Below are 24168 nucleotides of genomic sequence, written 5' to 3' on the forward strand. Positions count from 1 at the left end.
CACCTCGACGGCGCTGTCAGGGGTGATGATGTGCGGGTGAGCGAGCCCGCGACCGACACCGACCGACGTCATCTGCCGGATCAGTCGTCGTCGTCGAAGCGGCCACCGGAGCCCGGTCCGCGCGCGCTCGGCCCCTGGCTACTGGCCGCGGCGGTCAGCGTGACGCTGCTGATGCTCGCGGGCCGCTACGGCTATCACCGGGACGAGCTGTACTTCCTGCTCGCCGGCCGGCACCTCGACTGGGGCTACGTCGACCAGGGCCCACTGGTCCCGGCGTTGGCCCGGCTGCTCGACACGATCGCGCCGGGCAACCTGGTCGTGCTGCGTACCCCGTCGGCGCTGCTTGCCGGTGGTGCGGTCCTGGTGGTCGCCGCCATCGCCCGGGAGTTGGGCGCCAGCCGGGGCGGGCAGAGCTTCGCGGCGCTGCTCGCCGCGCTGTCCGGCATCGTGCTCGCCAGCGGGCATCTGCTCAGCACCACGACCGTCGACCTGCTGGTCTGGCTGGCCGCCGTGCTGTGCGCGGTGCGGCTGCTGCGCACCGGCGACAGCCGGTGGGCCCTCGGCATCGGACTGGCGCTCGGCGTGGGCATGCTCAACAAGCTGCTGCCCGCGCTGCTGGCCGTGGGCCTGATCGCCGGGGTGGCCATCGGCGGGCCGCGCAGGCTGCTGCGCGACCGGTGGGTGCTCGCCGCCGCGGGGATCGCCGCGCTGCTGGCGGCGCCGAACCTGATCTGGCAGGCCACGCACGGCTTTCCGCAGCTGTCGGTGGCCGCCTCGATCTCCGGTGGGGACAGCTCCTACAGCGGCCGCCTCGACGCGCTCACCCTCCAGTTCGTCATCATCAGCCCGTACGCGGTGCCGATCTGGATCGCCGGCCTCGTCGCGCTGCTGCGCCGGCCGGCGTGGCGGGCGTACCGGGGGGTGGGCTGGGCCTGGCTGGTGGTGGTCGGCATCGTGCTGATCGCCGGAGGCAAGGGCTACTACGACGCGCCACTGCTGCTGGTCCTCACCGCTTCCGGCGCGGTCGTCACCGCCGCCTGGGCGTCGCGCGGTTCGGTCACGCTGCGCCGGGGTCTGCTCGCGCTGGGCGCGGTGCCCCTGCTGCTGCCCAACATCGTGCTGCTGCTGCCGGTGCTGCCGGCCGACCGGCTGCCCGGCTTCGTAGTGGACGTCAACTACGACGCCGGTGAGACCATCGGCTGGCCGGCGTTCGCCGACTCCGTCGCCACCGTCCACCGTGGTCTGCCGCCCGAGGAGCGCTCGCAGGCTGTCGTCCTGACCGGCAACTACGGCGAGGCGGGGGCGCTGGCGCGCTACGGCCCGGCCCGTGGTCTGCCCCGCGCGTACTCCGGGCACAACAGCATGGTCGACTTCGGCCGACCACCGGCCGACGCCGACGTGGTGATCGTCGTCGGCTGGGAACGCTCCGCTCCGCTGAACGCCTGGTTCGACGAGTGTGTGCTCGCCGGGCGGGTGGACCAGCGGGTCGAGGTGGACAACGACGAGAACGGCGGCCCGATCTTCGTGTGCCGCGGGCTTCGGCGTCCGTGGGCGCAGATCTGGGAAACCGAGGTGCGCCACACCGGCTGACAGCGGTTCAGTTGTCGGTGGCGCCGGTGAGCCAGGTGCGGACCGCGGGCAGCGCCTCGGGGCCGGAGTCGGTGCCGACGTCGCGGGCGAGATCGGCGATCGTGACCGCGGCGAGCGCCTGGCGCCACGCCTCCTCGGCGCTCCACATGGCGCGGGCGACCGGGCACGCTCTGGTGCAGGCGTTGGCCGGGGTCGCCAACGGGCCGCGCTGCCGGATCTCGGTGCAGACGAAGGCGGGGCCGGGGCCGTCGACGGCCCGCACCACGTCGAGCAACGTGATGCTCTCCGGTGCGCGGGTCAGCGCGTAGCCGCCGGACTTGCCCTGGACGGAGTGGATCAGGCCGGCGCGGGCGAGCGACTGGAGCTGCTTGGCGAGGTAGCTGCTGGAGACGTCGTGCAGTTCCGCGAGCTTGGCCGCCGGGACCGGCCTGCTGCTGGTGGTGAGGACGACGCAGCAGTGCAGCGCCCACTCGACCCCGCCGGACATCTTCATGGTTTCACCCTAGCCACACCCCGTTACTCGGACGATCCATGTCCGAGTATAGTTCTCGGACATGGGGGGTCCGAGTAACGGCTCCAACGAAGCAGCCGGACACATAACCCCAGAAGAGCCATATCCGCAGGGAAAGGTGTGCTGGACATGAAGATCGCTGTGTTGGGTGGAACCGGCCTCATCGGTTCACAGGTCGTCACGATCTTGCGCGAGGCCGGGCACGAGGCGGTGCCGCTCTCGCTGTCCACCGGGGTGGACCTGCTCACCGGACAGGGTCTGTCCGAGGCGCTCGAGGGCGCCGAGGTCGTCGTCAACCTGACGAACTCGCCGACCTTCGACGAGGCCTCCCCCGCCTTCTTCCGCACGACCATGGACAACCTGCTGGCCGCCGCCGAGCGTGCAGGTGTCGGCCACGCGGTCATCCTCTCGATCGTGGGCGTCGACCAGGTTCCCGCCCTGGACTACTACCGCGCCAAGGTCCTCCAGGAGGACATCCTCAAGGCCGGTCCCGTCCCGTACTCAATCGTCCGCGCCACCCAGTTCTTCGAGTTCATGGACGCGGTCATGTCCTGGACCGCCGACGAGAACGCCGTCCGCCTGCCCAGCAATCCGCTGCAGCCCATCGCGGCGGCCGACGTCGCACAGGCCGTGGCCGACGTCAGCATGGGCGCCCCACTTCAGGGCACGCGCGACATCGCCGGGCCCGACGTCTTCCCGCTCGACGAACTGGGCAGGATCACCCTCACGGCCCGCGGTGACCAGCGCACCGTCGTCACCGACGACAGCGCCGGCATGTTCGCCGCCGTGCCCGGCGACGTCCTCATCGCCACCGACGGCGCCGTCATCGCGCCCACCGCCTACCGGGAGTGGCTCGGGCGCTAGGGCCAGTGTCAAAGCCCCTGGCCGGCCTGCGGCGGGCCCAGACGACGACCGGCCGCGTTGGAGATTGGCCCGGATACAACACCGGTATCCGGGCCAATCTCCGCCTTGCCGGACCGCCGTCTGGACTCCGCCTCGGCTCGACCGAGGACTTTGACACAGGCCCTAACCCCGACGACCACCGCGGCGGCCGCGCCCGCAGGTGGCACGGCCGCGGCAGGTTACGGCAAGGGGGTACGGGTACGGTGACGGCGTGCTCGCCGCGGTGAAGGGTCTGTCCCGGTACCACACCGAGGACTCGCTGCGCGCGTACCTGCTGGGGCGCTCGCACCGCACCGACGACGGCTGCCTCGTCATCCACGGCTACGGTCAGCGACGCGGCGTCCACCAGAAGGTCGCCGGACGGGCATGGGCGCACATCGCCGCGTTCGTGGTCCTCGTCGGCGGGTACGACCCCACCCTCGACGTCGACCAGATCTGCGGCCTCGCCGACTGCATCGAGCCGACGCACCTGCGCCAGGTCAGCCGCTCGGAGACCTGTCGCAGCCGGTCGCAGGCACCGCAGTGCGGCAACGGCCACGACCGCGAGTTGGACCCCGCCACCGGCCGCTACCGCCGGGTCTGCCGGGCGTGCAACCGGGAGGCCCAGCGCCGGTGGCGTGAGCGCGCGGCGGCCGAGGTGGCCCAGGCACGCGCCGCGTACGGCCGTTCGTAGCCCGGCACCGTGGCCGCGACGGCTACCGGCGTCGTCAGTGCCGCAGGAGCCCCTGGAGTGTCCGGACACAGACAGCGACGGCGGTCAACGTAGCCGTATGCTGACCGGCCTCCACACGGGACGGTTGTGATGATGGGTTTCCGCGATCCACGAAGCGCCCGGACAAGAGCCCGCATTCCAGCGTGGGGCACGCTTCTCGCCGCGGGCCTGCTCGGATACTCGCTGTCGCTCGTCGTCCGGGCCGGCCGGTGGCCGGCGGTGGCGGTGCTCATCGTCGTCCTCGTCATCGGCGCGACGGTCCTCGTCGCACTGTGGGATGGCATTCGCCGCCTCGTCGACGCGTTCGTGATGCTGGGGCAGGATCCGGAGGCAGGGTCTCTCTACGGCCGGGTCCATCAAGCCGAGACCATCGCTCAGCATGGGGACGTCGCCGCTGCCGTTGAGATCCTGGACGCTGTCGCCGCCGCCCCGGCCATGACACGAGCACCGTTGCTGGTTGGCGCGTTCGCCATGGTCCGCGGCGCCATCGCGGAAGCCCAGGGGGACCTGGAGAGGGCCGAGCACGAGATGCAGATCGCTGTCGCCGTGCACGAGCAGCGCTGGGACCGTGCAGCTCACTCGGAGGCGCTGGAGAAGCTCGGCAAGATACAGCTGATCCGGGGCAGCAACGCTGATGCCTACCGGACCCTGACCGAAGCCGTGCGGGTCGGCGGCGGTCGGATGTACCGGCTGAGCCGTGTCCGCACGGAGTTGTTCCGCACCGTGATTGCGCTGAACGACGACGATGCGGTTCGCATGGCCGACCACATGATGACCGCCCGCGAGCTGGCGATCCGGTGGCGGTGCCACGCTCAACACGGCATCGCCTGCGACATGCTGGCCCGGTGGGCGCTCCACGAGGGCCGGATCGACGACGCGAAGAGGTTCGTCACCGAAGCCACCGACGCGTACCGGCGGGGCAACGCCACACTGCCGCACCGGCTGCGCCACTTCGTCGCCCTCGCCAAGCTGGCCGAGGCACACGGCGATCATCACGAGGCGCTGCGCTGGTACCTGCGGACGATGCACGAGGTGGCCGACCTGCGCGGGGGTTGGGGATGGCGCAATGCCCAGGCGTACTTCGTCGACATCTACAGCGAGGACGAAGTCTCGGCGTTCGAATGCGCCTACGCACTGCATCTGCGTGGCGATGTGGCGGCCACCGACGGCTTCGCCACGCTGCTGGATCTCGGAAACCGGACCGCGCTACGCCAGATGCTGCGCGGTGAGCTCCTCGTCGACGAGCCCGATGATCTGGGTGAAGCCAGCCTGCAGGGCATCGTCGAGGTGCTGGCCGCCATCGCGACACGTGAGGGTACCGTCTCCGAAGCCCTGACCCTCGGCATGCAGGAGGAGAGCCCGCAGGCCGCGACCGTCGCGGCCGCCGGCCGGCAGGACGTGGCAGCGTGCCATGAGCGCCTCGAGGGTCTGGTGTCGCTCCGGTTCCGACGCTCCATGCAGGGCAGGACGGCCGCCTCGCCCACTGACGCGGGACCCTGGGCGGTGCGGTGGCAGACACACGTACTGCAGACGCGGTTGCTGATAGATGGGGACACAATGCACGTCGCGGGCCTGTGGACGACGCCCGACGGCGTCCGACGCCCCTTCCTGCATCCGGTGGACGCGCGGCAGGCGCGGCTGATAGGCGAAGTCGCCGGGCTCGCCGACCTGTCGGTCGGACCGGATCCGGAGGCGGAACCCCGGCGAGACCCCGGCAGCGACGAGGAGTCGCCGTCGACTGTCGGTGCGGCCGAAGGCGTTCGGGCGGATGCACCCGGTTGGCGGAAGACTCCTCGGTTTCACCATCTCCGCAACGGCGACAGCGTCGCGTGGACCGACCTGGCGGGGCTCCTGTTGCCGGCCGACCTGGTGGCGCTGCTGGCGCAACAGGACCCGGGCGGAGAGGTGCCCAGGCTGCTGCTCATACCCGACTCGATCCTGTGGCGGGTGCCGTGGGCCGCGGTGAAGGTCGAGCCGGGGCACGCTGAGGGGTACCTGGCGGACCGTGCCGTACTCGCCATGCTGCCCAGCCTGTCCCTGGTCGAGGATCCCCCGGAACCGGCAACCACGCCGACGCCACCACCGGCTGCCCCGGTACGGGCCCTCGCCTATCTGGCCGGCGTCCACCGGGAGGGGTTGACCATTGAGCGGGCAGCTCTGGACGCGGCGTACGGCGCGGACATCGAGTACGCGATCCAGCCCACCACCTTCCTGAACGCCCTCGACCCTGCCAGCGCTCCACTCGCGCTCGCCGTGGTGTCCGTGCACGGCAACAGCCGCCCCGGCCTGGCACACGCCCTCAAGCTGGACCGTCACACGGTGCTGTCGGCAGCCCGCATGCTGACGTTGCGATTCCCGCAGCTCCTGATGATCAACGCCTGCCTCTCCGCCGAACTCGACGAACGCCACGGCACCGATCCGCTGGGCATTCCCACGGCGGCCCTCTGTCGCGGAGCCGAGACGGTGATCGGCGGCATCTTCCCCCTGCCCGACGGCCCGACCGCCAATCCGGTGTACAGCCATCCCACCGCCGGGATCCTGGCGATCCTCTACCGGTTGCTCGCCGACGGTGTGCCCCCTTCCTCCGCTCTGCGCGCGGCCCAGCGTCGCTGGCGGCGCGAGCGCGGGCCGGTACCGCCCTGGCTGTGGGCAGGGCTCATCAGCATCACCACGCAGTTCACCGACGTTTACCAGTCCATCTCTGACGAGCAGGAGCAGCGCAGTGTCGCATGAGGAACGTCGCGCGGAGTCCCCGCAGGGACCGGAGTCGACTGGGCGGGAGAATTTCGACGACTTCGGCGGTCTCGCCGACCGGGAGTACGTCTGGGAGGACCTCGACGCAGATGACGTCGAACTCCCGCCGGCGGTGACCGGGCCACCGCCGTCCGGTACGGCGATCCCGCAGACGCCGGACGAGCCGGAAGCAGCCGATGCCGGGTAGCGTCATCGCCGCGGTGCTCCTGCTCGCCGCCCTGACCCCCGGGTTCGCCTTTCACCAGGCGTTCGTCCGGTTCTCCCCCAAGGACGCCCGGTCATCGACCACCGAGGTCGTGGAACTCTTCAGCGTGGGCGCCCTGACCACCGTCGTCGGTCTCGTGATCACGGCAGCCCTGGGCGAGCTGATTCCCGCCCTGGTCACGCTGGACACAGTCGTCACGACGCCGGAGGACTTCCGCGACCGGCCGTGGTCCTGGGTCGCGTCCGCCGCACTCAGCATGACGCTCAGCCTCGTGCTGAGTACTCTCGCCGGCTCGTTCGCTGGCAAGCGCTCAACACAGCGACAGGGCGCGGGAATGCGTGAGGGCACGGTTGCCGTACGGGCGCTCACCGACCGTTCTCCACAGGGGCGCAAACCGTTCCTGGCGATCGAACTGACGGACGGCCGGCTCGTGGAGGGACGGCTGCGGTACGTCTCCACCGACCGGGATCCCGCCCGGCGCGACATCGTGCTTCAGCGCCCGTTGGCATGGACCGGTCCCGGGGACAATCCGCGCACCGCCTCAGAAGCGAAGCTGATCCTGATTCCGGGCTCGCTCGTCAGCGTGGTCCACATCTCCTACCCCTCCTTGCAGGCGCGAGGTCGTCCGGCGGTCAGCGGTTCAGATGTGTCGATCGAGCCGAGCCGGAGGCCGGGCGTCGTCGGGCAAGGCGGAGCGGTGTCCGGTCTGGAGTCGTGATCACGTGCCGGGCGAAAGGGGTGGGCGGGATCGCATCGGGCTGGTAGCTTCCAGTTGACCGCGACACCGCCCGAGGAGGTGAGACCCATGAACGTTGTATCGATGTGGGTGCTCCCCCTTCCTGTCACGGCCGGGCGATTGACGTAGGTGTCGCCGGGAGCGCCTCGCCAACAAGGCACTCCCGAAAGGCAACACCTATGCACTCTCTGCGGTTCACCACCGAGCCGTCGTCGGCCTCCGGCACCGATCGGGCGCCCCTCATGTTCGACGTGATCATTGCCGGGTGCGGGCCGACCGGTGCGATGCTGGCCGCCGAACTGCGGCTGCACGATGTGCGGGTACTCGTCCTGGAGAAGGAGACCGAGCCCGCGTCGTTCGTCCGCATAGTCGGTCTGCACATTCGCAGTCTCGAGCTGATGGCGATGCGCGGACTGCTGGAGCGCATTCTCGAACACGGAAGACAGCGTCCGGCCGGCGGCTTCTTCGCCGCCATCGACAAACCCGCGCCCGAGGGCCTGGATTCCGCGTACGCCTATCTGCTGGGCATCCCGCATCCGGTCATCGTTCACCTGCTCGAAGAGCATGCGATCGAACTGGGTGCGCAGGTCCGGCGCGGTAGCGCGGTCGCCGGTTTCGAGCAGGACGACGAGGGTGTGACCGTCGAACTGGCCGACGGGGAACAGTTGCGTTCGCGATACCTCGTCGGCTGTGACGGCGGGCGCAGTACGGTGCGCAAACTGCTCGGCGTCGGCTTCCCCGGCGAGCCGGCACGGACCGAGACGCTGATGGGCGAGATGGAAGTGGGCATGCCGTGGGACGAGATCGCCGCCAAGGTGACCGAAATCCGCGAAACCCATCAGCCATTCTGGCTCCGGCCCTTCGGCGCAGGGGTCTATAGCGTCGTAGTCCCCGCCGCGGGAGTCAGCGACCGCGCGGAACCGCCCACTCTCGAGGATTTCAAACAACAGTTGCTTACCATCGCCGGAACCGATTTCGGCGTGCACTCCCCGCGCTGGTTGTCCCGCTTCGGCGATGCCACCCGGCTAGCCGAACGTTATCGGGTCGGGCGGGTGCTGCTGGCCGGCGATGCGGCACACATCCATCCACCCATCGGCGGACAGGGCCTCAACCTGGGCGTTCAGGACGCATTCAACCTCGGCTGGAAACTGGCCGCACAGATCCGCCGCTGGGCGCCGGAAACACTGCTGGACACCTACCAGGCCGAACGTCATCCGGTCGCCGAGGACGTGCTGGACAACACCCGCGCCCAGATGGAACTGCTGTCCACCGAACCGGGCCCGCAGGCCGCGCGCAGGCTGCTCACCGAACTGATGGACTTCGACGAGGTGAACCGCTACCTGATCGAGAAGATCACCGCGATCGGCATCCGCTACGACTTCGGCGCGGGCCCCGACCTGCTCGGCCGCCGCCTGCACGACATCGAGGTGAAACAGGGCCACCTCTACGGCCTGCTGCATCGCGGCTGTGGCCTGCTGCTGGACCGCACCGAACGCCTGACCGTCGGCGGCTGGTCGGACCGGGTCGACTATCTCGGGGATCCCACCGCGGTGCTGGATGTTCCGTGCGTCCTGCTGCGCCCCGACGGCCACGTCGCCTGGATCGGCGACGATCAGCAGGACCTGGACGACCACCTCTCCCGCTGGTTCGGCAAGCCCGTCAGCTGACAGCGCCTTCGTGTGGTCATCCCGCGAACACGTGGCGAGATGGCGAGCAGATCGGCGGCGCTGCCGGCCAGGAGTTGGTGCGCACCTTGGGTGATCGCGGCGCCGGCGGTGCGGACGAGTCGTCTGATCGACCAGTCATTGCGGTCTTCGGTCCGGCGGCGGCGGCGGGATACCCTACCTGCGGTGCCTCGAACCGCGTGACCGGAGGAGTCGATGCTGGGATGACGTCAGGGCGACCGATGCCCACACAGGACGACGTGCTCGGGTACTTCAACACGCTGTCGAACTGGGGACGGTGGGGCGACGATGACGAGCTCGGGACTCTGAACCACATCACCGACGACGTCCGGCTGGCGGCGGCGCGGGCCGTGCGCCACGGCAGGAGCGTGTCCTGCGCGTGGGAGGTTGCCGTACCGCAAGACATGGAGCGGTCGACGACGACGTGCCCGTGCGCCGCCGACATGCCGGGTGCCGAGAACATGCCGGTGCCCGGCTTCCACGCCGACCGGCGTTGGGGTTTTTCGTCCGAGCGGCTCGGCATCACGTTCCACGGCAACACCCTCACCCACGTCGACTCGCCGTGCCACATCTTCTGGGACGGCACGATGTACAACGGGCGGTCGCACTCGTTGGTCGACGCCGCAACGGGATCGGCGTGGGCGGCCGTCACGGCGGCGGCGAATGGAATCATCACGCGTGGTGTCCTGCTGGACGTTGCGAGGGCCCGCGAGGTGCCGTGGTTGGAACCGGGGCAGGGTGTGTTTCCCGACGATCTCGAGGAGGCCGAGCGTCGCCAGGGTGTACGGGTGCGATCCGGCGATGCGGTACTCCTGCGGACCGGCTATGGCCGCTTCCGGCACGAGGCCGGTGAGGCCAGCGGTTTCACGCAGGCCGGCTGGCACGCGTCATGCCTGCCGTGGCTACATGAACGCGGCGTCGCGCTGATCGGCGCTGACACCCCCCAGGACGTTCAGCCGTCGGGGTACGAAGACGTGTTGATGCCGGTTCACGCCGTGAGTCTCGTCGCGATGGGTCTGTGGATGCTCGACAACTGTGACCTGGAGTTGTGCGCGACAACGGCTGCCGAGCTCGGCCAGTGGGACTTCCACCTCGCAGTCGCGCCGGTCCGCTTCGCCGGTACGTCCGGCAGCCCGGTCAACCCGATCGCCACATTCTGACCGCGGTTCACGAGGGGTGCGATGCCATGAACGGCCCGACCCGCACCTGGAACGCGGTCGTGGTCGGTGAGGACACGCCGTGCTGGTCGGGAACCAGGCCTGGCCGGCTGTCGGACGATACCGAGCCGCAGCTTTCAACACCTCCAACTCGGCGTCGTCATGCGCCGACTCGATATCCCGCGCACCACGCCGCGGCGAGTGCGCGATCTGCACCGCCGTCGCACCCGACGCTGTCTTGAGCCAAGCCGGGTCGGAGGAGTGGCTGGGGCCGGTACGGCGTTCGTGCCGCCGATCGGCCTGATCGACGCTTGACCCTGGGTCCCTTCGGTACGGACGCTCCTGCCCGAGCAGGCGTCGCGGATACCGGCTCACCGGGCATGTGACCAGGAGCGACGCGGGAGTGACGTAACGGGGGCGCCACCTAACACCCTGAGTCATCGACCGCCGTTGCACCATCCTGAGTCCTTACGCACAAGAACTGTCATTATGATGTGTGCACGGTATGCCCCTTATGTGGCGGTGATTTAGCGGATTGTCGTTACCGGCAAACCGGTAATAGCGATGCGGCGCCCGTTTGACCCTCGACCGGCTTGAGGCCCGAGCATCTCCGGCAATGGACGACCACGACGATCTGCCGACGCCCGATCCGACCATGAGCCGCATCATCGACGCGGTGCAGCTCGGCCGATCAGGGCAGCAGGTTCGCGCCCGCGACATGCTCACCGCGCTGTGGGACGAGATCGGCGCCGACGGTGACGCTTTCCACCGCTGCACGCTCGCGCACTACCTCGCCGACCTTCAGGACACCGCCGAAGCCGAACTGAGCTGGGACGAGCGCGCCCTGGCCGCCGTTTCCGAGCTGACCGACGAACGTGCCCGGCAGCACCACCACTCGCTGCAGGTTCAGGGGTTCCTGCCGTCGTTGCACCTCAACCTCGCCGACGTTCACCGGCGCCTGGGCAACACCACCGTGGCCCGGGAGCACCTGGTCATGGCCCAGCGCTTCGTCGGGCAGCTGCCGGACGACCCGTACGGCGAGATGATCCGCGCCGGCATCCGCGGCGTCACCGAAGCCTTGGAGTCACCGCGAAAGTAGTGGTGGCGGTCTGCGCTCTCGTTGACACAGGCCCTGGGGGAAAGCGCAGAATCTGCCGACGCGCCGGCGAGCTACTCGGCTTGCCAGCGCGTCGTGCGGGCTTACGCCCGATGTCATGACGACGGGTGTTACTTCCCGTCCGTGCCGGGGTTCCCGCTGATGGACTCCTGATAGACGTCCGCGTAGGTGCGCGAGTCCTTGACCAGGTCGTCGCAGAAGGCGGCGACGTCGGTGCCGATGAGTTCCACAACCCCCTTGCCGGCCGTGACGCCCTCCTCGAAGAAGTCGACGATCCCGGGGAGCAGGGGCCCGTCAGGCAGGTCGATCGGTCCCACCTTGAACAGGTACCTCTGCATCTCCTTGTAGACGATCTGGTAATCCGGCGGGAGCGCCTTGACCCGAGCCAGGTGCGCCCGCCACTGCTTCTTGCCCTCAATGATGTCCTGGATGCCCACGTCAGCCTCCTAGCCGGCCCAATTTCCTTGTGATGTTCCGGTTCAACTGCTCGCGCCACCGGTCGCGATAGGTCCGGGCCCCCTCACCGCCGGCCAACGCCCTGCAAAAGCCGGGGATGTCGTCGCCGAGCACCTCGCGGATGCTCTGCCCGTCCGCCGATGCCTCTTCGAGCAGCCCCAGGGCGGCGTCGAGGATCGGCATCAGGTTGCGACCTGTGAAGCCCGCGTAGGGGAAGAGGTGGCCCTTGATCTGTTTCCAGGCCGCCTGGTGGTCGGCCGGCAATGCCTCTGCCCGGGCTTCGAAGACCTTCCACTCCCTGGTGAGGTCGCTGCCTGTGATGGTCTCCCAGAAGCTCATCTCCCGCCCTCCTTGAGCCTGTCGATGCGTGCCGAGACGTACTCCCATTTCGCCCAGAACGTCGCGAGTTCCTCGCGCCCGGCGTCGTTGAGCGCGTAGAACTTGCGCGGCGGGCCCACCTCGGACGGTCGTTTCGTCACCTGGACGAGTCCGTTCCTCTCCAGTCGCAGCAAGATCGTGTACACCGTCCCCTCGATGACGTCGGCGAAGCCGAGCTCGTTCAGCCGACGCGTGATGGCGTACCCGTAGGTCTCCTCGCGGCCGATGATTTCGAGCACGCAGCCCTCGAGCGTGCCCTTCAGCATCTCCGTCAGGTCGTCCATCCCGGCTCCTCTTCGGTCCCCCGGTACCTCGTACCACCGAGTACCGCTATACCGTACCACCGAGTACCGCTAGCGGTAGCGCCAAGTACGGGTGGCCGAAAAGGCCGGGTACCGACGGGAGACCAGATCCGGGCAGCCGCGCCCGGAGCAGCCGGCTGATCAGCCGGCGACCGGGAACTTCCCGCGATCGCCACCAGCATTTGTAGGTTAGCTTCTTGACGGGCGTTGGACGCGTAGCTAAGTTTCAGCCACCCGGACTGAGAGGCGTCTATGCAGACCCGACTCGTTACCGCGACCACCCTGGTGGCCACACTGGCGGTCACCCTCGCCCCCATCCCCGCCCAGGCCGCCACCCCGGCGCGCCCCATGACCGCCGAGCACGGCTGGGTCACGTCGACGCTGCGGCACATGAGCCTGGAACAGAAGGTGGGCCAGCTCTTCTCCACCTACGTCTACGGTGGTGACGCCACCGCCCCCACTGCCGCCGACCGGGCCGCGAACCTCGCCGCGTTCGGTGTGGAGACACCGGCCGAGGTGATCGAGCGGTACCACCTCGGCGGCGTCTGCTACTTCTCCTGGTCGCACAACCTGGACAGTCCCCGCCAGATCGCCACCCTCTCCAATGGAGTCCAGCGGGCCGCCCTCGGCGACGGCGCGAAGGGCCGGGTGCCCCTGCTCATCTCCACCGACCAGGAGCAGGGCACGGTTCTGCGGATGCCCTCCCCCGCCGCCCAGTTCCCCGGGGCGATGGCGCTGGGGGCCGCCCGGTCGCCCAGGGCCGCCCGGATCGCGGCGGACGTCACCGGGCGGGAGCTGCGGGCCGTCGGCATCCGCCAGCCGTACGCGCCGATCGCCGACGTGAACGTCAACGCGGGCAACCCGGTGATCGGCGTGCGGTCCTTCGGGGCCGACCCCACCCTGGTGGCCGACCTCACCGCCGCCCAGGTCACCGGCTTCCAGGACCGGGCCGGCGTGACCGCCGTGGCGAAGCACTTCCCCGGGCACGGCGACACGGCCACCGACAGCCACACCGGCCTTCCGGTGATCAACCACAGTCGCGCCGAGTGGGACCGCATCGACGCGCCACCGTTCCGGCGGGCGATCAGGGCCGGCGTCGAATCGATCATGACCGCGCACATCGTGATCCCCGCGCTCGACCCCTCCGGCGACCCCGCGACGTTGTCTCCGACGATCCTCACCGGAGTGCTGCGCGGTGAACTCGGCTTCCGGGGCGTCATCGTCACCGACGCGCTCAACATGGCCGGCGTGCGGGCGAAGTACGGCGACGAGCGGGTGCCCGTACTGGCGCTCAAGGCCGGCGCCGACCAGCTCCTGATGCCGCCGAACCTCGCGCTGGCGCGGGACGCGGTGCTGCGCGCCGTCGCCACCGGCGAACTCACCGAACGACGGATCGACGAGTCGGTGCGTCGCGTCCTCGGCATGAAGTACCGCCAGGGTCTGGCCCGGTCGCCGCTGGTTGACGTCGAAGAGGCGGTACGGACGGTCGGGGCACCGGAGCACCTCGCCGCGGTCACCCGGGTCACCGACCCGACGCTCACCGCCGTCCGCAACGACGCCGCAACCCTGCCGCTGCCCCGCGCCGACCGGTCGGTCCTGGTCACCGGCTGGGACAGCGCCGCCTTCGCCCCGGTCGCGACGGTCGCCGCCGGGTTCACGGCCCGCGGCGCCCGGGCCACCGCCCGGCCGGCGACCCTGCCCTCCGACGCGGTGATCGCCGCGACGGCCACCCAGGCCGCCGAGCACGACCTCACCGTCGTGCTGGTGAACAAGGCGTGGGACACCACCGTCAGCGACCCGCGCGCCACCCAGCAGCGCCTCGTCGCGGCGCTGCTCGCGACCGGGAAGCCCGTGGTTGTCGTGGCGGTCCGCGATCCCTACGACATCGCGTACCTGCCGGGCGTGACCACCTACCTGGCGACGTACTCGTACACCCGGGCGGCGATGGACGCCCTCGTCCGGGCGCTGCACGGCGAGCTGTCCCCGAGCGGGCGGCTGCCCGTCACGATCCCCACGGCCGAGGGATCGGGCTCCGTGCTCTACCCCTACGGCCACGGCCTGAGCTGGTAGGAGGCAACCAATGCAGCGGAGGAATTTCCTGGTCGGCGCGGTCGGCGCGGTCGGTGCGGGTGCGGGGGCGCTCGGCGTCGGCGCGGCCGTGACGCCCGCGGCGGCCAGCCCCGGTGGCCGGCGGGTCCGCACCGGCCTGGACGAGCTGGTGTCCTCGAGGTTCGCCGAGCTCGCCGGCCAGCGGGTGGGCGTCGTCTCCAACCCGACCGGCGTGGACGCGGCCTACCGGCATCTCGTCGACCTGATGCACGGCTCCGGCCGGGTCCAACTGGTCGCGGCGTTCGGCCCCGAGCACGGTTTCCGCGGCTCCGCGCAGGCAGGCGGGAGCGAGGGCACCGGCGTGGACGCCCGCACCGGCATCACGGTGTACGACGCGTACGGCGCCTCGCAGGCCCGGTGGGAAGCCATGTTCACCGAGGCCGGGGTGGACACGGTGGTCTTCGACATCCAGGACGTCGGGGTCCGCTTCTACACCTACATCTGGACGATGTACACCTCGATGGTGGCCGCGGCCCGGGTCGGCAGACGCTACGTCGTGCTGGACCGTCCCAACCCGATCGGCGGCCGGGCGTACGGGCCGATGATGACCACCCCGTACACCTCGGGTGTCGGGCTGAAGGAGATCATCCAGCAGCACGGGATGACCGTCGGGGAGCTGGCCCGGTTCTTCAACGCCACCCTCCTGCCCGCCGAGGCGGGGCGACCGGTCGATCTGCACGTGGTGCGGTGCCGGCACTGGAAGCGCGACGACCTCGCCGCCGACACCGGCGTGCCCTGGGTGATGCCCAGCCCGAACATGCCCACCCCGGACACCGCCCTCGTCTACCCGGGCACCGGCCTGTTCGAAGGCGTCGCGTCGATCACCGAGGGGCGCGGCACGTGCCGCCCGTTCGAGCTGATCGGTGGGCTGGCGACCGACTTCGACCACCACTGGGGCGACCGGCTCAACGCCCGGAACCTGCCCGGGGTCGAGTTCCGCGAGGCGTACTTCTCGCCGACCTCGGCGGGTCAGAAGCCCGCGCTGCTCAACAAGCTCTGCGCCGGCGTCGAGGTCAAGGTCGTCGACCCGGCGGTGTACGACCCGATCCGCACCGGCGTGGCGATGCTGGTGGAGGCGCACAAGTACCCGGCGTTCGCCTGGCGGAGGGACTCGTGGGACACGGTGCGCCCGTACTGGATCGACAAGCTCACCGGCTCGCCGCGACTGCGTACCCAGATCGACGCCGGAGCCGACGTGGACGACGTCGTCGGCGCCTGGGCCGACGAGCTGGCCACCTTCAACCGGCAGCGCCGGCCCTACCTGCTCTACTGAGGAGTGCGGTCATGACCAGGTCGACCCGTCGTCCGCTCCGCTCAATCGCGCTCGGCCTGGCCCTGGCGGTCGTGGGCACGACGCTGCCAGCCACCGCCGGGGTGGCCGCGTCACCCCCGGCCCCGTCCGGACCGCCGACCGTCACTCCCGCCGACATCCAGTTCCGGCACGACACGCTGCGCCGCGGCAACGCCCGCCAGGTCGGTCTGCTCCCGGAGCACGTGGACCGCCTCCCCGCCGACCTGGCCGGGTACCTCCAGCCGACGCCGGACCATCCCGGATACCCGGCGTACGCCGGCGGGGTGGTCCTGGCGGCCAAGGACGGCGTGATCGTGCAGCACGCCGCCGCCGGCAGCGCGGTGCGGTACGCCGCCGTCGGGCCACCGCCCGGCCTGGTCGGCGTGGAACTCCCCGCCGACCAGCAGATCGCGACCCGACCGGACACCATCTTCGACCTGGCGTCGGTGTCAAAGCTGTTCACCACGATCGTCACCATGCAGCAGGTGGAACGGGCTCGGGTGGAGCTGGACGCGCCGGTCGCCCGGTACGTCCCGGAGTTCGCCGCCGGCGGCAAGGCGGCGGTCACCGTGCGGATGCTGCTCACCCACACGTCGGGTCTGCCCGCGTTCACGGCGTTGTGGAGCAGGTACCCGACGCCGGCCGAGCGGTTCGCCGCCGCGCTCGCCACGCCACTGGCCGCCGGTGCGACGCCCGGTTCCCGGTACGTCTACTCGGACCTCGGGCTGATCGCACTGGGCGTCCTGGTGGAACGGGTCACCGGCCGGCCGCTGGCCGACCTGGTCCGTGACGGCGTGACCGGGCCGCTGGGCATGTCCGACACCGGCTACAACCCGGGCCCGGAGCGACGGTCGCGGATCGCCGCGACCGAATACCAGCCGTACGCCGGGCGCGGCATGGTCTGGGGCGAGGTGCACGACGAGAACGCCTGGTCGCTCGGCGGGGTGGCCGGGCACGCCGGGGTCTTCTCCACCGCGGCGGACCTGGCCGTCCTCTGCCAGTCACTGCTCAACGGCGGTGAGTACCGTGGCCGCCGGATCCTACGGTCGGACACGGTGCGCGCGATGCTGGTCAACTACAACGCGCCGCTGGAGTCGGCCTACCCGGAGAGCGACCGCGGGCTCGGCTTCGAACTGAACAAGCACTGGTACATGATGGGCCTGTCCTCGCCGGTGGGCTTCGGGCACACCGGTTTCACCGGGACGTCCATCGTCATCGACCCGCTCTCCCACTCGTTCGTCATCCTGCTCAGCAACCGGGTGCACCCCGATCGTGGCTGGGGCAGCAACAACGTGGCCCGCCGCGCGGTCGCGCGGGACCTCGCGGAGGCGATGCCGGTGCGCCCGCGCTCGGCCAGCGCCTGGCGGGCCGAACCACGCGACTCCGCGACGAGCACTCTCACCGCCCCACTGCGCCGGCCGGCGCGGGGTGGGACGGCGAGTTTCCTGCTCTGGTACGACACCGAGCCCCGCTACGACAGCGCGCGGTTCGAGATCTCCACCGACGGGGGGCAGACCTGGGTGCCGGCAACCATGCGGCTGCGCGACGCCGGGCGACGGTGGAGCGCCGACGGCACGGTGACCGGCTACGGCGGCCGGGTCTGGTGGCAGGTCTCCGTGACGTTGCCCGACCATGCCACCCACCTGCGGTGGAGCAGCAGCACGGACGGCTCCGGGCAGGGGCGTGGGGTCTACGTCGACCGGGTCGTCGCGGCGGACCGGACCGGCGTCCTCTTCCACGGCGAAGGCGGCGACGCCTCCCGGCTCGTCGCCGACGGGTGGTCGCCCGCGCGCAGCTGAGCCGATTCCCGTTGCGGCGACCGGCGGGCGCTGCGAGGGTCGACGGGTGACAGGAATGGACGGCGCCGCCGTGCGGGACGCGACCGAGGAGATGACCCGGGTGCTCGACCCGCACCGGGAGCGGGACTGGTCGGTGCCGGCCGGCACGCTGACCTGGAGCTGCTGGACCACCGCGGCCCACGTGGCGCACGACCTGCTCGGCTACGCCGGCCAGGTCACCGGCCGACCGGATGACGGCTACCTGCCGTACGACCTGCGGGTCTCCCCCGACGCGACGCCGGCGCAGGTGCTGACCGTGGTGCGCGCCTGCGCCGGGCTGCTCGCCGTCGCGGTCGACGCCGCCCCACCCGACGCACGGGCCTGGCACTTCGGCCCGTGCGACCCGGCCGGTTTCGCCGCGATGGGAGTGGCCGAGACCCTGCTGCACACGCACGACATCACCCTGGGCCTCGGTGTGTCGTGGCAGCCGCCGCGACGGCTGAGCGCCCTGGTGCTGCGGCGGCTCTTCCCGGACGCGCCGGCCGGCGCCGCACCCGAGGTGCTGCTGTGGATGACCGGCCGTGGTGAGCTGCCCGGTCGGGCGCGGCGCACCTCGTGGAGTTGGCGCGCCGCGCTGGACTGACCCGCCCTACCGGGCGTCGCCGGACACCGTGGCGGCGACAGGCCCGGAAGCGGTCAACGCGTGCCGGTGGCCGTCGCGCGGGAAGGGTGGATAGGCCGGCAGCACCTCCTGGAAGAGGTAGCCGCTCTTCTCCGCCACCCGACAGGAGGCCGGGTTGTCCACCTGGTGCAGCAGGTCGAGGCGCTCGAGCCCGGTGAACTGCGCGAACGCCCACCGGCTGAGCGCGGTGACCGCGCGCGGGGCGACGCCCCGGCCGCGCGCCCACGCCGCCGTCCAGTAGCCGACCTCGGCCGCCGGCCCGCCGGGCGTGACCCCCTTGAGCACCACGTTCGCCACCAGTCGTGGACCGTCCGCGACGTCCTCCAGCACGGCGAAACTGAACCGCCGGCCGTCGTCCCAGTCCTGCTGGGTCTGCTTCAGCCACTGCCGTCCCTGGTCGGCGGTGGTCACCGGGTGCCGGGTCCACCGTTGCAGCACCGGATCCCGATACACCTCGATCAGCGCGTCCAGGTCGTCCGCGCGCCAGGGCCGCAGGACGAGGTCCGGCGCCGACGAGGTGTCCACTGCTCGCAGCTCGGTCCGCATCCGCACAGTCTGCGCGCCTACAGCTCCCCGGGGGTGACCAGACCCGCCTCGTAGGCCACGACCACCGCCTGTGCCCGGTCGCGCAGCGACAGCTTGGCGAAGATGCGGGCGACGTGGGTCTTGACCGTCGCCTCGCTCAGGGTCAGGACCCGCGCCAGCTCGGTGTTGGACAGGCCACGGCCGAGCAGCGTCAGCACCTCACGCTCACGAGGCGTCAGCCCTTCGAGGTCGCGGCGGCGCCCCGGCTGTTCGGCCGGGCGCTGGTCGGCGACGGCGAAGCGCTCCACGAGCCGCCGCGTGATCGACGGGGCGAGCAGCGCGTCGCCGGTGTCGACGAGCCGGACGGCGTTGGCGAGGTGCTCGGCGGTGACGTCCTTGAGCAGGAAGCCGCTCGCGCCGAGGGACAGGGCCGCGTACACGTACCGGTCGAGGTCGAACGTGGTCAGCATGAGCACCCGGCAGTGCGGGCTCTGCGCCAGGATGCGGCGGGCGGCCTCCAACCCGTCCATGACCGGCATCCGGATGTCCATGAGCACGACATCGGGGCGCAGTCGGCGTGCGACGGCCACCGCCTCGGCGCCATCGCACGCCTCGCCGACCACGTCGATCCCGCGCGCGGTCAGGATCAGGCGGAAGCCGGTACGGATCAACTCCTGGTCGTCGGCGATGACGACCCGCGGCGCGGCTGTCGAACCCGGCGGTGTCACGGCCGGTCCAGCGGGATGCGGGCCCGGACCCGGTAGCCGCCGCCGAGGCGTCGGCGCGCGTCAAGGTCGCCACCGTAGACGGCTACCCGCTCCCGGAGCCCGAGCAGGCCGCGGCCCGCGCCGTCACCGTCGCGCCGCGCCCGTGGCACCATGGCGCTGCCGGACAGGACACTCGGACCGGCGTTGAGCACCTCGACCCGCAGGGACCGTTCGGCGTATCGGATCGTCACCTCGGCCCTGCCGCCGTCACCGTGCTTGAGCGCGTTGGTGAGCGCCTCCTGCACGATCCGGTACGCGGTCACGTCGATGCCGGGGAGCAGCGGGCGCGGCTCACCGGAGATCCGCACCTCCACCGGCAGCCCGGCGAACGCGATCCGGTCGACGAGCACGCCGAGCCGGCTGAGGCTCGGTTGAGGCTCCAGCCGCATGCCGTCGCCGTTGTGACCGTCGGCCGCCGTTGGGCCTTCCCGTCCGTCGGTCGGCGGCGCGAGCAGGCCGAGCAGGTGTCGTAACTCGGTCATCGCGCCCCGACCGGCCCCCTCGACCGCTTCGAGGGCCGCAGCGGCCTCCCCCGGCATCGTCGTGAGGATCTCCCGCGCCGCAGCCGCCTGCACCACCATGATGCTGACGTTGTGGCTGACGATGTCGTGCAGTTCGCGGGCGATCCGGGCGCGCTCGGTGTCGACGGCGGCGCGGGCGGCGGCCTCCCGTTCCCGCTCCAGGAGCCAGCCCTGGCGCTCGACGGCACGGCGGTGCAGCCGCCGCGCCCGAGCCAGCGCGAGCCACAGCCATCCCGCGCCCGCGGTGGCGACCACGAGGGCGACGACCAGCCACGCCGTCGAGGATGCTCCCACCCGGATACCCTCGCAGACCGCCGCGCGGCGCCGCATCAGCCTCCGTGTCCACGGCCGTACATCCCCGGGATGACGACCTGGGCGAGTTGCATCCCCGGAGGGATGCCCGACCGGTGCCGTCGACCGTAGCTTGCTGCCATGACCACAGACGCGACCGTCGTACTGCTCGACGGAGTCCGCAAGGAGTACGGCGACACCACCGCCCTCGACGGGGTGTCACTGTCGATCCGGGCCGGTGAGGCGGTCGCGGTGATGGGCCCGTCCGGCTGCGGGAAGTCCACGCTGCTCAACATGATCGCCGGGCTGGACCGGCCCACCGCCGGCACGGTCGTCGTGCAGGGCGAGGACCTGGGCCGCAAGAACGAGACGGGGCTCGCGCTGTTCCGCCGGCACCGGATCGGCATGATCTTCCAGTTCTTCAACCTCCTCGACGACCTGCCCGCGCTGGACAACGTCGCCCTCGCCGCCCAGCTGACCGGCAGCAAGGCGGGACCGGCACGCCAACGGGCCCTGGAACTGCTCGACGAGTTGGGCATCGCCGACCGGCGCAACGCGTACCCGGCCGCGCTCAGCGGCGGCGAGCGGCAGCGGGTCGCGGTCGCCCGGGCCCTGATGAACCGCCCGGCGCTGCTGCTGGCCGACGAGCCGACCGGCGCCCTGGACAGCCGGGCCGGCGAGCAGGTGATGGACCTGCTGCTCGACCTCAACCAGATCGGGCAGACACTGCTGATCGTCACGCACGACGAACGGCTCGCCACCCGGTGCGCGAGCCGCGTGGTGGAGCTCGCCGACGGCCGGATCGCCCGTGAGCGCACCCTGGAGAAGGCGTGAGCGCGGTGTGGCGGGCGTCCCGCGCGGCGGTACGCCGCCGCCGGCTGCAGACGTTCGTGATCGGTCTTGTCGTGCTGCTCTCCACCGCGTCCATCGTGGTCGCCCTCGCGCTGCTGGACGCCTCGTCGGCGCCATTCGACCGGGCGTTCGCGGAACGCCGGGGCGCGCACGTCGTCGCGACGTACGACGCGGCGGCTGTCACCGACGCGCAGCTCGCCGGGCACCGGCCGGACGTCACGGCGATCGCCGGCCCGTTCCGGCAGGCCACCGTCGACACGTCCCGCGACGGGAACGTACCTCGCCTGCAGGGCCGCCCCCTCACCGTCGTCGGGCGCGCCGACCCGGGCGGTCCGGTCGACACCGTGGACATCTGGCACGGACGCTGGGTTACCGGGCCGGGTGAGGTCGTGCTGAACGAGGCGCCGCCGGCCGCCGGCTACCAGGCACGGTTCCGGCCCGAGGACGACCGGGTCACCCTCGCCGACGGCACGACGTTCACCGTGGTCGGCCGTGGCTACAGCATCAGCCGGACCGCCGACGCCTGGGTGGCGCCGGACCGGATCGCCGCGCTGCGCCCGACGACGGTCCAGATGTTGTACCGCTTCGCCGACGCCGGCACCACGAGCGAGGTCGACGGCCACGTCGCCGCGCTGCGGACCGGGCTGCCTCCGGACGCGCTGGTCGCCACCCAGTCGCACCTCGTGGTCAAGGAGACCATCGCCGCCGGGCCCGGCGCGTACGTGCCGTTCCTCGTCGTCTTCGGCGTCCTGGGGCTGATCGTGGCGGTCCTCATCGTCGGCAACGTCGTCAGCGGTGCGGTCGTCTCCGGCTACCGGCACATCGGCGTTCTCAAGGCGATGGGGTTCACGCCACGGCAGGTCGTGGCGGTGTACCTCGCGATGGTGTCGGTGCCGGCCGTCGTCGGCTGCGTCCTCGGCACGGTGCTGGGCGATCTGGGTGCCCGCCCGCTGCTGCGGTCCGCGTTCCTGGGGCTGGGTTTCGGCGCCGAGGTCGGCGTCGCGCCGTGGATCGACGTCGCCGCGCTGGTGGGGGCGCCGGCGGTCGTCCTGCTGGCCGCACTCGTGCCGGCGCTGCGCGCGTACCGGCTGTCGGCAGCGGAGGCGATCAGCGCCGGCAGCGCGCCGCGGCCCGGCCGCGCGCTGCGGGTGCAGCGGGCGCTCGGTGGCATCCGGCTGCCCCGCGCCGTCAGCCTCGGCCTCGGCCTGCCGTTCGCGCGTCCGGCCCGGACGGCGCTGACGATGGCGGCGGTCGTGCTCGGCGTGGTCACCGTGACGTTCGCGACGGGCATGTCGGAGACGGTGCGCCGCTACTCCGATCTCACCGACCTGAAGGACACCCCGATCGCGGTACGGCCGTTGCGCCCGGACGGGGGTCAGCCGGTGACGCAGCGGTCGGTGCCGGAGGTGGAGCAGTTGCTGCGCTCGGTGCCGGGCACGACGCGGGTGGCCGGTGGACTGGACCTGGAGGTGTCGATCGTCGGTGACCGGGAGCCGGCGACCGTGTACTTCGTCCGGGGCGACGTGCCGGCCATGGGCTTTGCGGACCAGATCGTCACCGGGCGCTGGCTGCGCGCTCCGGACGAGGTCGTCGCGCCGTCGACGGTCCTGCACGACCACGGGCTGGCCGTCGGTGACCGGGCCACCGTGCGGTTCGGTGCGCGGGAACGGTCGGTGACCGTCGTCGGTGAGATCATGTCCACCGCGCCCGGGTGGCCGAGGATGGTCGCCGGGTGGGACACGTTCGAACGCCTCGCGCCGAACTACCGGATCCTCCCGCACGAGATGTACTACGCGCTCGCCGTGGCGCCGGGCACCGACACCGGGCGGTACCTCGCCGCGATCCGCACCGCCGACCCGGGACTCGACGTGTGGGACAACGGCGGCTCGAACTCGTACACGACGGCGGTCGTGGCGCTGTCCACGGTGCTCACGCTGCTGCTCGGGCTCGTCGCGGCGCTCGGCGTCTTCAACACGGTGGTGCTCAACACCCGTGACCGCCGCCGGGACCTGGGCATGCTCAAGTCGATCGGGATGACGCCCCGGCAGGTGGTCGTGATGATGGTGACGTCGATGGCGGCGTTGGGGGTGGTCGGCGGGCTGCTCGGCGTACCGCTGGGGATGCTCGCCCACCGCGTCGTGGTGCCGATCACGGCGGACGCGGCGAACCTGAGCCTCGCGAAGGCACTGCTTCAGGTGTGGCAGCCCGGCGGCCTCGCGCTGCTGGCCGGCGCGGGCCTCGCCATCACCGTCCTCGGCGCGCTCCTCCCGGCCCGCTCCGCGGCGCGGCTGACGATCGCGGAGGTGCTGCACAACGAGTGACGAGGCGGGGCAGCCGCGCCGGGCGGATCAGTGCGCCCGGCGGCGGCGCCACGGCAGCCACCCCCACCGCGACCGGCGTGCCGGTGCGACGGCGGGCGCGGTGGTGTGCGGCCGGGCGGCGGGCGCGGAGCGCTCACGCGCCGAGCGTTCGGCGCGCCAGTGGCGGACCACCTCGTCGACGTTCACTGGCCGCACCGCCACCCTGGGGCCTTCGGGGTTACGCAGCCAGGCCACGATCTGGGCGTTCAGCTGACCCACGAAGTCCCGGACGGACTGCTCGGTGGGCAGGTCGCGGACCTCGGCGGGGACCTGCTCGATGCGCCGGCGCAGTTGCAGCGGCGTGGGCAGCAGCAGGTCGCTGGGGAGCGCCTCGCGCTCCAGGAAACTCTTGATCCACCACGACTCGTCGTACGGCGTTCCGCGGCCGGGGATCGGCTTGCCCATGCCGGGCAGGTCGTCGAACTCGCCGCGTTGCACGGCCCCCTGGATCTGCGCCTCCACGGCCGCTTCCCACGCTTCGGTCAC

The 24168-nt window shown here is 71.3% G+C and carries 23 protein-coding genes; 15 read left to right on the forward strand and 8 right to left on the reverse strand.

All coding sequences use genetic code 11. The features are described 5' to 3' along the window. Window positions 1-36: 36 nt before the first annotated feature. Window positions 37-1590 (forward strand): glycosyltransferase family 39 protein, encoded by a 1554-nt coding sequence (locus tag KBX63_RS29860; RefSeq protein WP_210917012.1) that lies wholly within the window; start codon window positions 37-39, stop codon window positions 1588-1590. Between the two features lie 7 nt (window positions 1591-1597). Here the strand turns inward: KBX63_RS29860 and KBX63_RS29865 are convergent, their stop codons facing one another. Further along, window positions 1598-2083, reverse strand: a complete 486-nt coding sequence (locus KBX63_RS29865) for an Rrf2 family transcriptional regulator (RefSeq protein WP_210917013.1) — start codon at window positions 2081-2083, stop codon at window positions 1598-1600. A 147-nt stretch (window positions 2084-2230) separates the two neighbouring features. On the opposite strand from KBX63_RS29865, the gene KBX63_RS29870 reads away from it, so the two are divergent. From KBX63_RS29870 to KBX63_RS29905, 8 genes are all read left to right on the forward strand, one after another. Continuing rightward, window positions 2231-2965, forward strand: coding sequence for an SDR family oxidoreductase (locus KBX63_RS29870; RefSeq protein WP_210917014.1), 735 nt, complete (start codon window positions 2231-2233; stop codon window positions 2963-2965). A 250-nt stretch (window positions 2966-3215) separates the two neighbouring features. Beyond that, window positions 3216-3677, forward strand: coding sequence for an HNH endonuclease (locus KBX63_RS29875; RefSeq protein ID WP_210917015.1), 462 nt, complete (start codon window positions 3216-3218; stop codon window positions 3675-3677). 132 nt (window positions 3678-3809) lie between these two features. After that, complete coding sequence (locus KBX63_RS29880) at window positions 3810-6449, forward strand: CHAT domain-containing protein (RefSeq protein WP_210917017.1); 2640 nt, start codon at window positions 3810-3812, stop codon at window positions 6447-6449. Then, window positions 6439-6657, forward strand: coding sequence for a hypothetical protein (locus tag KBX63_RS29885; RefSeq protein ID WP_210917018.1), 219 nt, complete (start codon window positions 6439-6441; stop codon window positions 6655-6657). The genes KBX63_RS29880 and KBX63_RS29885 overlap by 11 nt, the downstream gene beginning before the upstream one ends. Further along, window positions 6647-7393 carry a DUF6338 family protein gene (locus KBX63_RS29890; protein ID WP_210917019.1) on the forward strand — a complete coding sequence of 249 codons (747 nt, stop codon included), beginning with the start codon at window positions 6647-6649 and terminating at the stop codon, window positions 7391-7393. Before KBX63_RS29885 ends, KBX63_RS29890 begins: the two co-directional genes overlap by 11 nt. 260 nt (window positions 7394-7653) lie before the next feature. Then, on the forward strand, window positions 7654-9078 hold the full coding sequence (gene rox, locus KBX63_RS29895) for a rifampin monooxygenase (protein ID WP_210917020.1): 1425 nt from the start codon (window positions 7654-7656) through the stop codon (window positions 9076-9078). Between the two features lie 239 nt (window positions 9079-9317). After that, window positions 9318-10256 carry a cyclase family protein gene (locus KBX63_RS29900; RefSeq protein WP_210917022.1) on the forward strand — a complete coding sequence of 313 codons (939 nt, stop codon included), beginning with the start codon at window positions 9318-9320 and terminating at the stop codon, window positions 10254-10256. A 613-nt stretch (window positions 10257-10869) separates the two neighbouring features. Further along, window positions 10870-11352 (forward strand): hypothetical protein, encoded by a 483-nt coding sequence (locus KBX63_RS29905; protein WP_210917024.1) that lies wholly within the window; start codon window positions 10870-10872, stop codon window positions 11350-11352. Window positions 11353-11480: 128 nt separating this feature from the next. Here KBX63_RS29905 and KBX63_RS29910 read toward each other — a convergent pair whose 3' ends face one another. Genes KBX63_RS29910 through KBX63_RS29920 form a run of 3 tightly spaced genes read right to left on the reverse strand, consistent with a single transcriptional unit; the run spans window position 11481 to window position 12488 of the window. Beyond that, entirely contained in the window at window positions 11481-11807 is a 327-nt protein-coding gene (locus KBX63_RS29910; protein ID WP_210917025.1) for a DUF1048 domain-containing protein, read from the reverse strand. Between the two features lies 1 nt (window position 11808). Then, window positions 11809-12165: a DUF1048 domain-containing protein gene (locus tag KBX63_RS29915; protein ID WP_210917026.1), complete on the reverse strand. Its 357-nt coding sequence runs from the start codon at window positions 12163-12165 to the stop codon at window positions 11809-11811. Continuing rightward, window positions 12162-12488 (reverse strand): PadR family transcriptional regulator, encoded by a 327-nt coding sequence (locus KBX63_RS29920; RefSeq protein ID WP_210917027.1) that lies wholly within the window; start codon window positions 12486-12488, stop codon window positions 12162-12164. Before KBX63_RS29920 ends, KBX63_RS29915 begins: the two co-directional genes overlap by 4 nt. Before the next feature lie 270 nt (window positions 12489-12758). Between KBX63_RS29920 and KBX63_RS29925 the strand changes: the two genes are divergently transcribed. The 4 genes from KBX63_RS29925 to KBX63_RS29940 are packed head-to-tail and all read left to right on the forward strand — an operon-like array spanning window position 12759 to window position 18327. After that, complete coding sequence (locus KBX63_RS29925) at window positions 12759-14576, forward strand: glycoside hydrolase family 3 protein (RefSeq protein ID WP_210917028.1); 1818 nt, start codon at window positions 12759-12761, stop codon at window positions 14574-14576. Window positions 14577-14586: 10 nt separating this feature from the next. Beyond that, window positions 14587-15888 carry an exo-beta-N-acetylmuramidase NamZ domain-containing protein gene (locus KBX63_RS29930; RefSeq protein WP_210917030.1) on the forward strand — a complete coding sequence of 434 codons (1302 nt, stop codon included), beginning with the start codon at window positions 14587-14589 and terminating at the stop codon, window positions 15886-15888. 11 nt (window positions 15889-15899) lie between these two features. Then, the gene (locus tag KBX63_RS29935; protein ID WP_210917034.1) at window positions 15900-17705 is read left to right on the forward strand and encodes a serine hydrolase domain-containing protein; all 1806 of its coding nucleotides are present in this window, start codon (window positions 15900-15902) and stop codon (window positions 17703-17705) included. A gap of 55 nt (window positions 17706-17760) precedes the next feature. Continuing rightward, window positions 17761-18327 (forward strand): maleylpyruvate isomerase N-terminal domain-containing protein, encoded by a 567-nt coding sequence (locus KBX63_RS29940; protein ID WP_210917079.1) that lies wholly within the window; start codon window positions 17761-17763, stop codon window positions 18325-18327. A gap of 6 nt (window positions 18328-18333) precedes the next feature. On the opposite strand, the gene KBX63_RS29945 is transcribed toward KBX63_RS29940, so the two are convergent. Genes KBX63_RS29945 through KBX63_RS29955 form a run of 3 tightly spaced genes read right to left on the reverse strand, consistent with a single transcriptional unit; the run spans window position 18334 to window position 20449 of the window. Continuing rightward, window positions 18334-18912, reverse strand: coding sequence for a GNAT family N-acetyltransferase (locus KBX63_RS29945; RefSeq protein ID WP_210917036.1), 579 nt, complete (start codon window positions 18910-18912; stop codon window positions 18334-18336). A gap of 17 nt (window positions 18913-18929) precedes the next feature. Beyond that, window positions 18930-19619, reverse strand: a complete 690-nt coding sequence (locus KBX63_RS29950) for a response regulator transcription factor (RefSeq protein ID WP_210917038.1) — start codon at window positions 19617-19619, stop codon at window positions 18930-18932. Beyond that, a complete protein-coding gene (locus KBX63_RS29955; protein ID WP_247663648.1) occupies window positions 19616-20449 on the reverse strand; it encodes a sensor histidine kinase in 834 nt (277 codons plus the stop codon). The genes KBX63_RS29950 and KBX63_RS29955 overlap by 4 nt, the downstream gene beginning before the upstream one ends. A gap of 162 nt (window positions 20450-20611) precedes the next feature. On the opposite strand from KBX63_RS29955, the gene KBX63_RS29960 reads away from it, so the two are divergent. Together KBX63_RS29960 and KBX63_RS29965 are read left to right on the forward strand one after the other, a co-directional pair. Continuing rightward, entirely contained in the window at window positions 20612-21304 is a 693-nt protein-coding gene (locus KBX63_RS29960) for an ABC transporter ATP-binding protein (protein WP_210917043.1), read from the forward strand. Next, window positions 21301-23643, forward strand: coding sequence for an ABC transporter permease (locus tag KBX63_RS29965; RefSeq protein WP_307871888.1), 2343 nt, complete (start codon window positions 21301-21303; stop codon window positions 23641-23643). Before KBX63_RS29960 ends, KBX63_RS29965 begins: the two co-directional genes overlap by 4 nt. 27 nt (window positions 23644-23670) lie before the next feature. Here KBX63_RS29965 and KBX63_RS29970 read toward each other — a convergent pair whose 3' ends face one another. After that, window positions 23671-24168 (reverse strand): DUF1992 domain-containing protein, encoded by a 498-nt coding sequence (locus KBX63_RS29970; protein ID WP_210917045.1) that lies wholly within the window; start codon window positions 24166-24168, stop codon window positions 23671-23673.

It is taken from the genome of Micromonospora sp. U21 (assembly GCF_018070045.1).
Taxonomy (GTDB): domain Bacteria; phylum Actinomycetota; class Actinomycetes; order Mycobacteriales; family Micromonosporaceae; genus Micromonospora.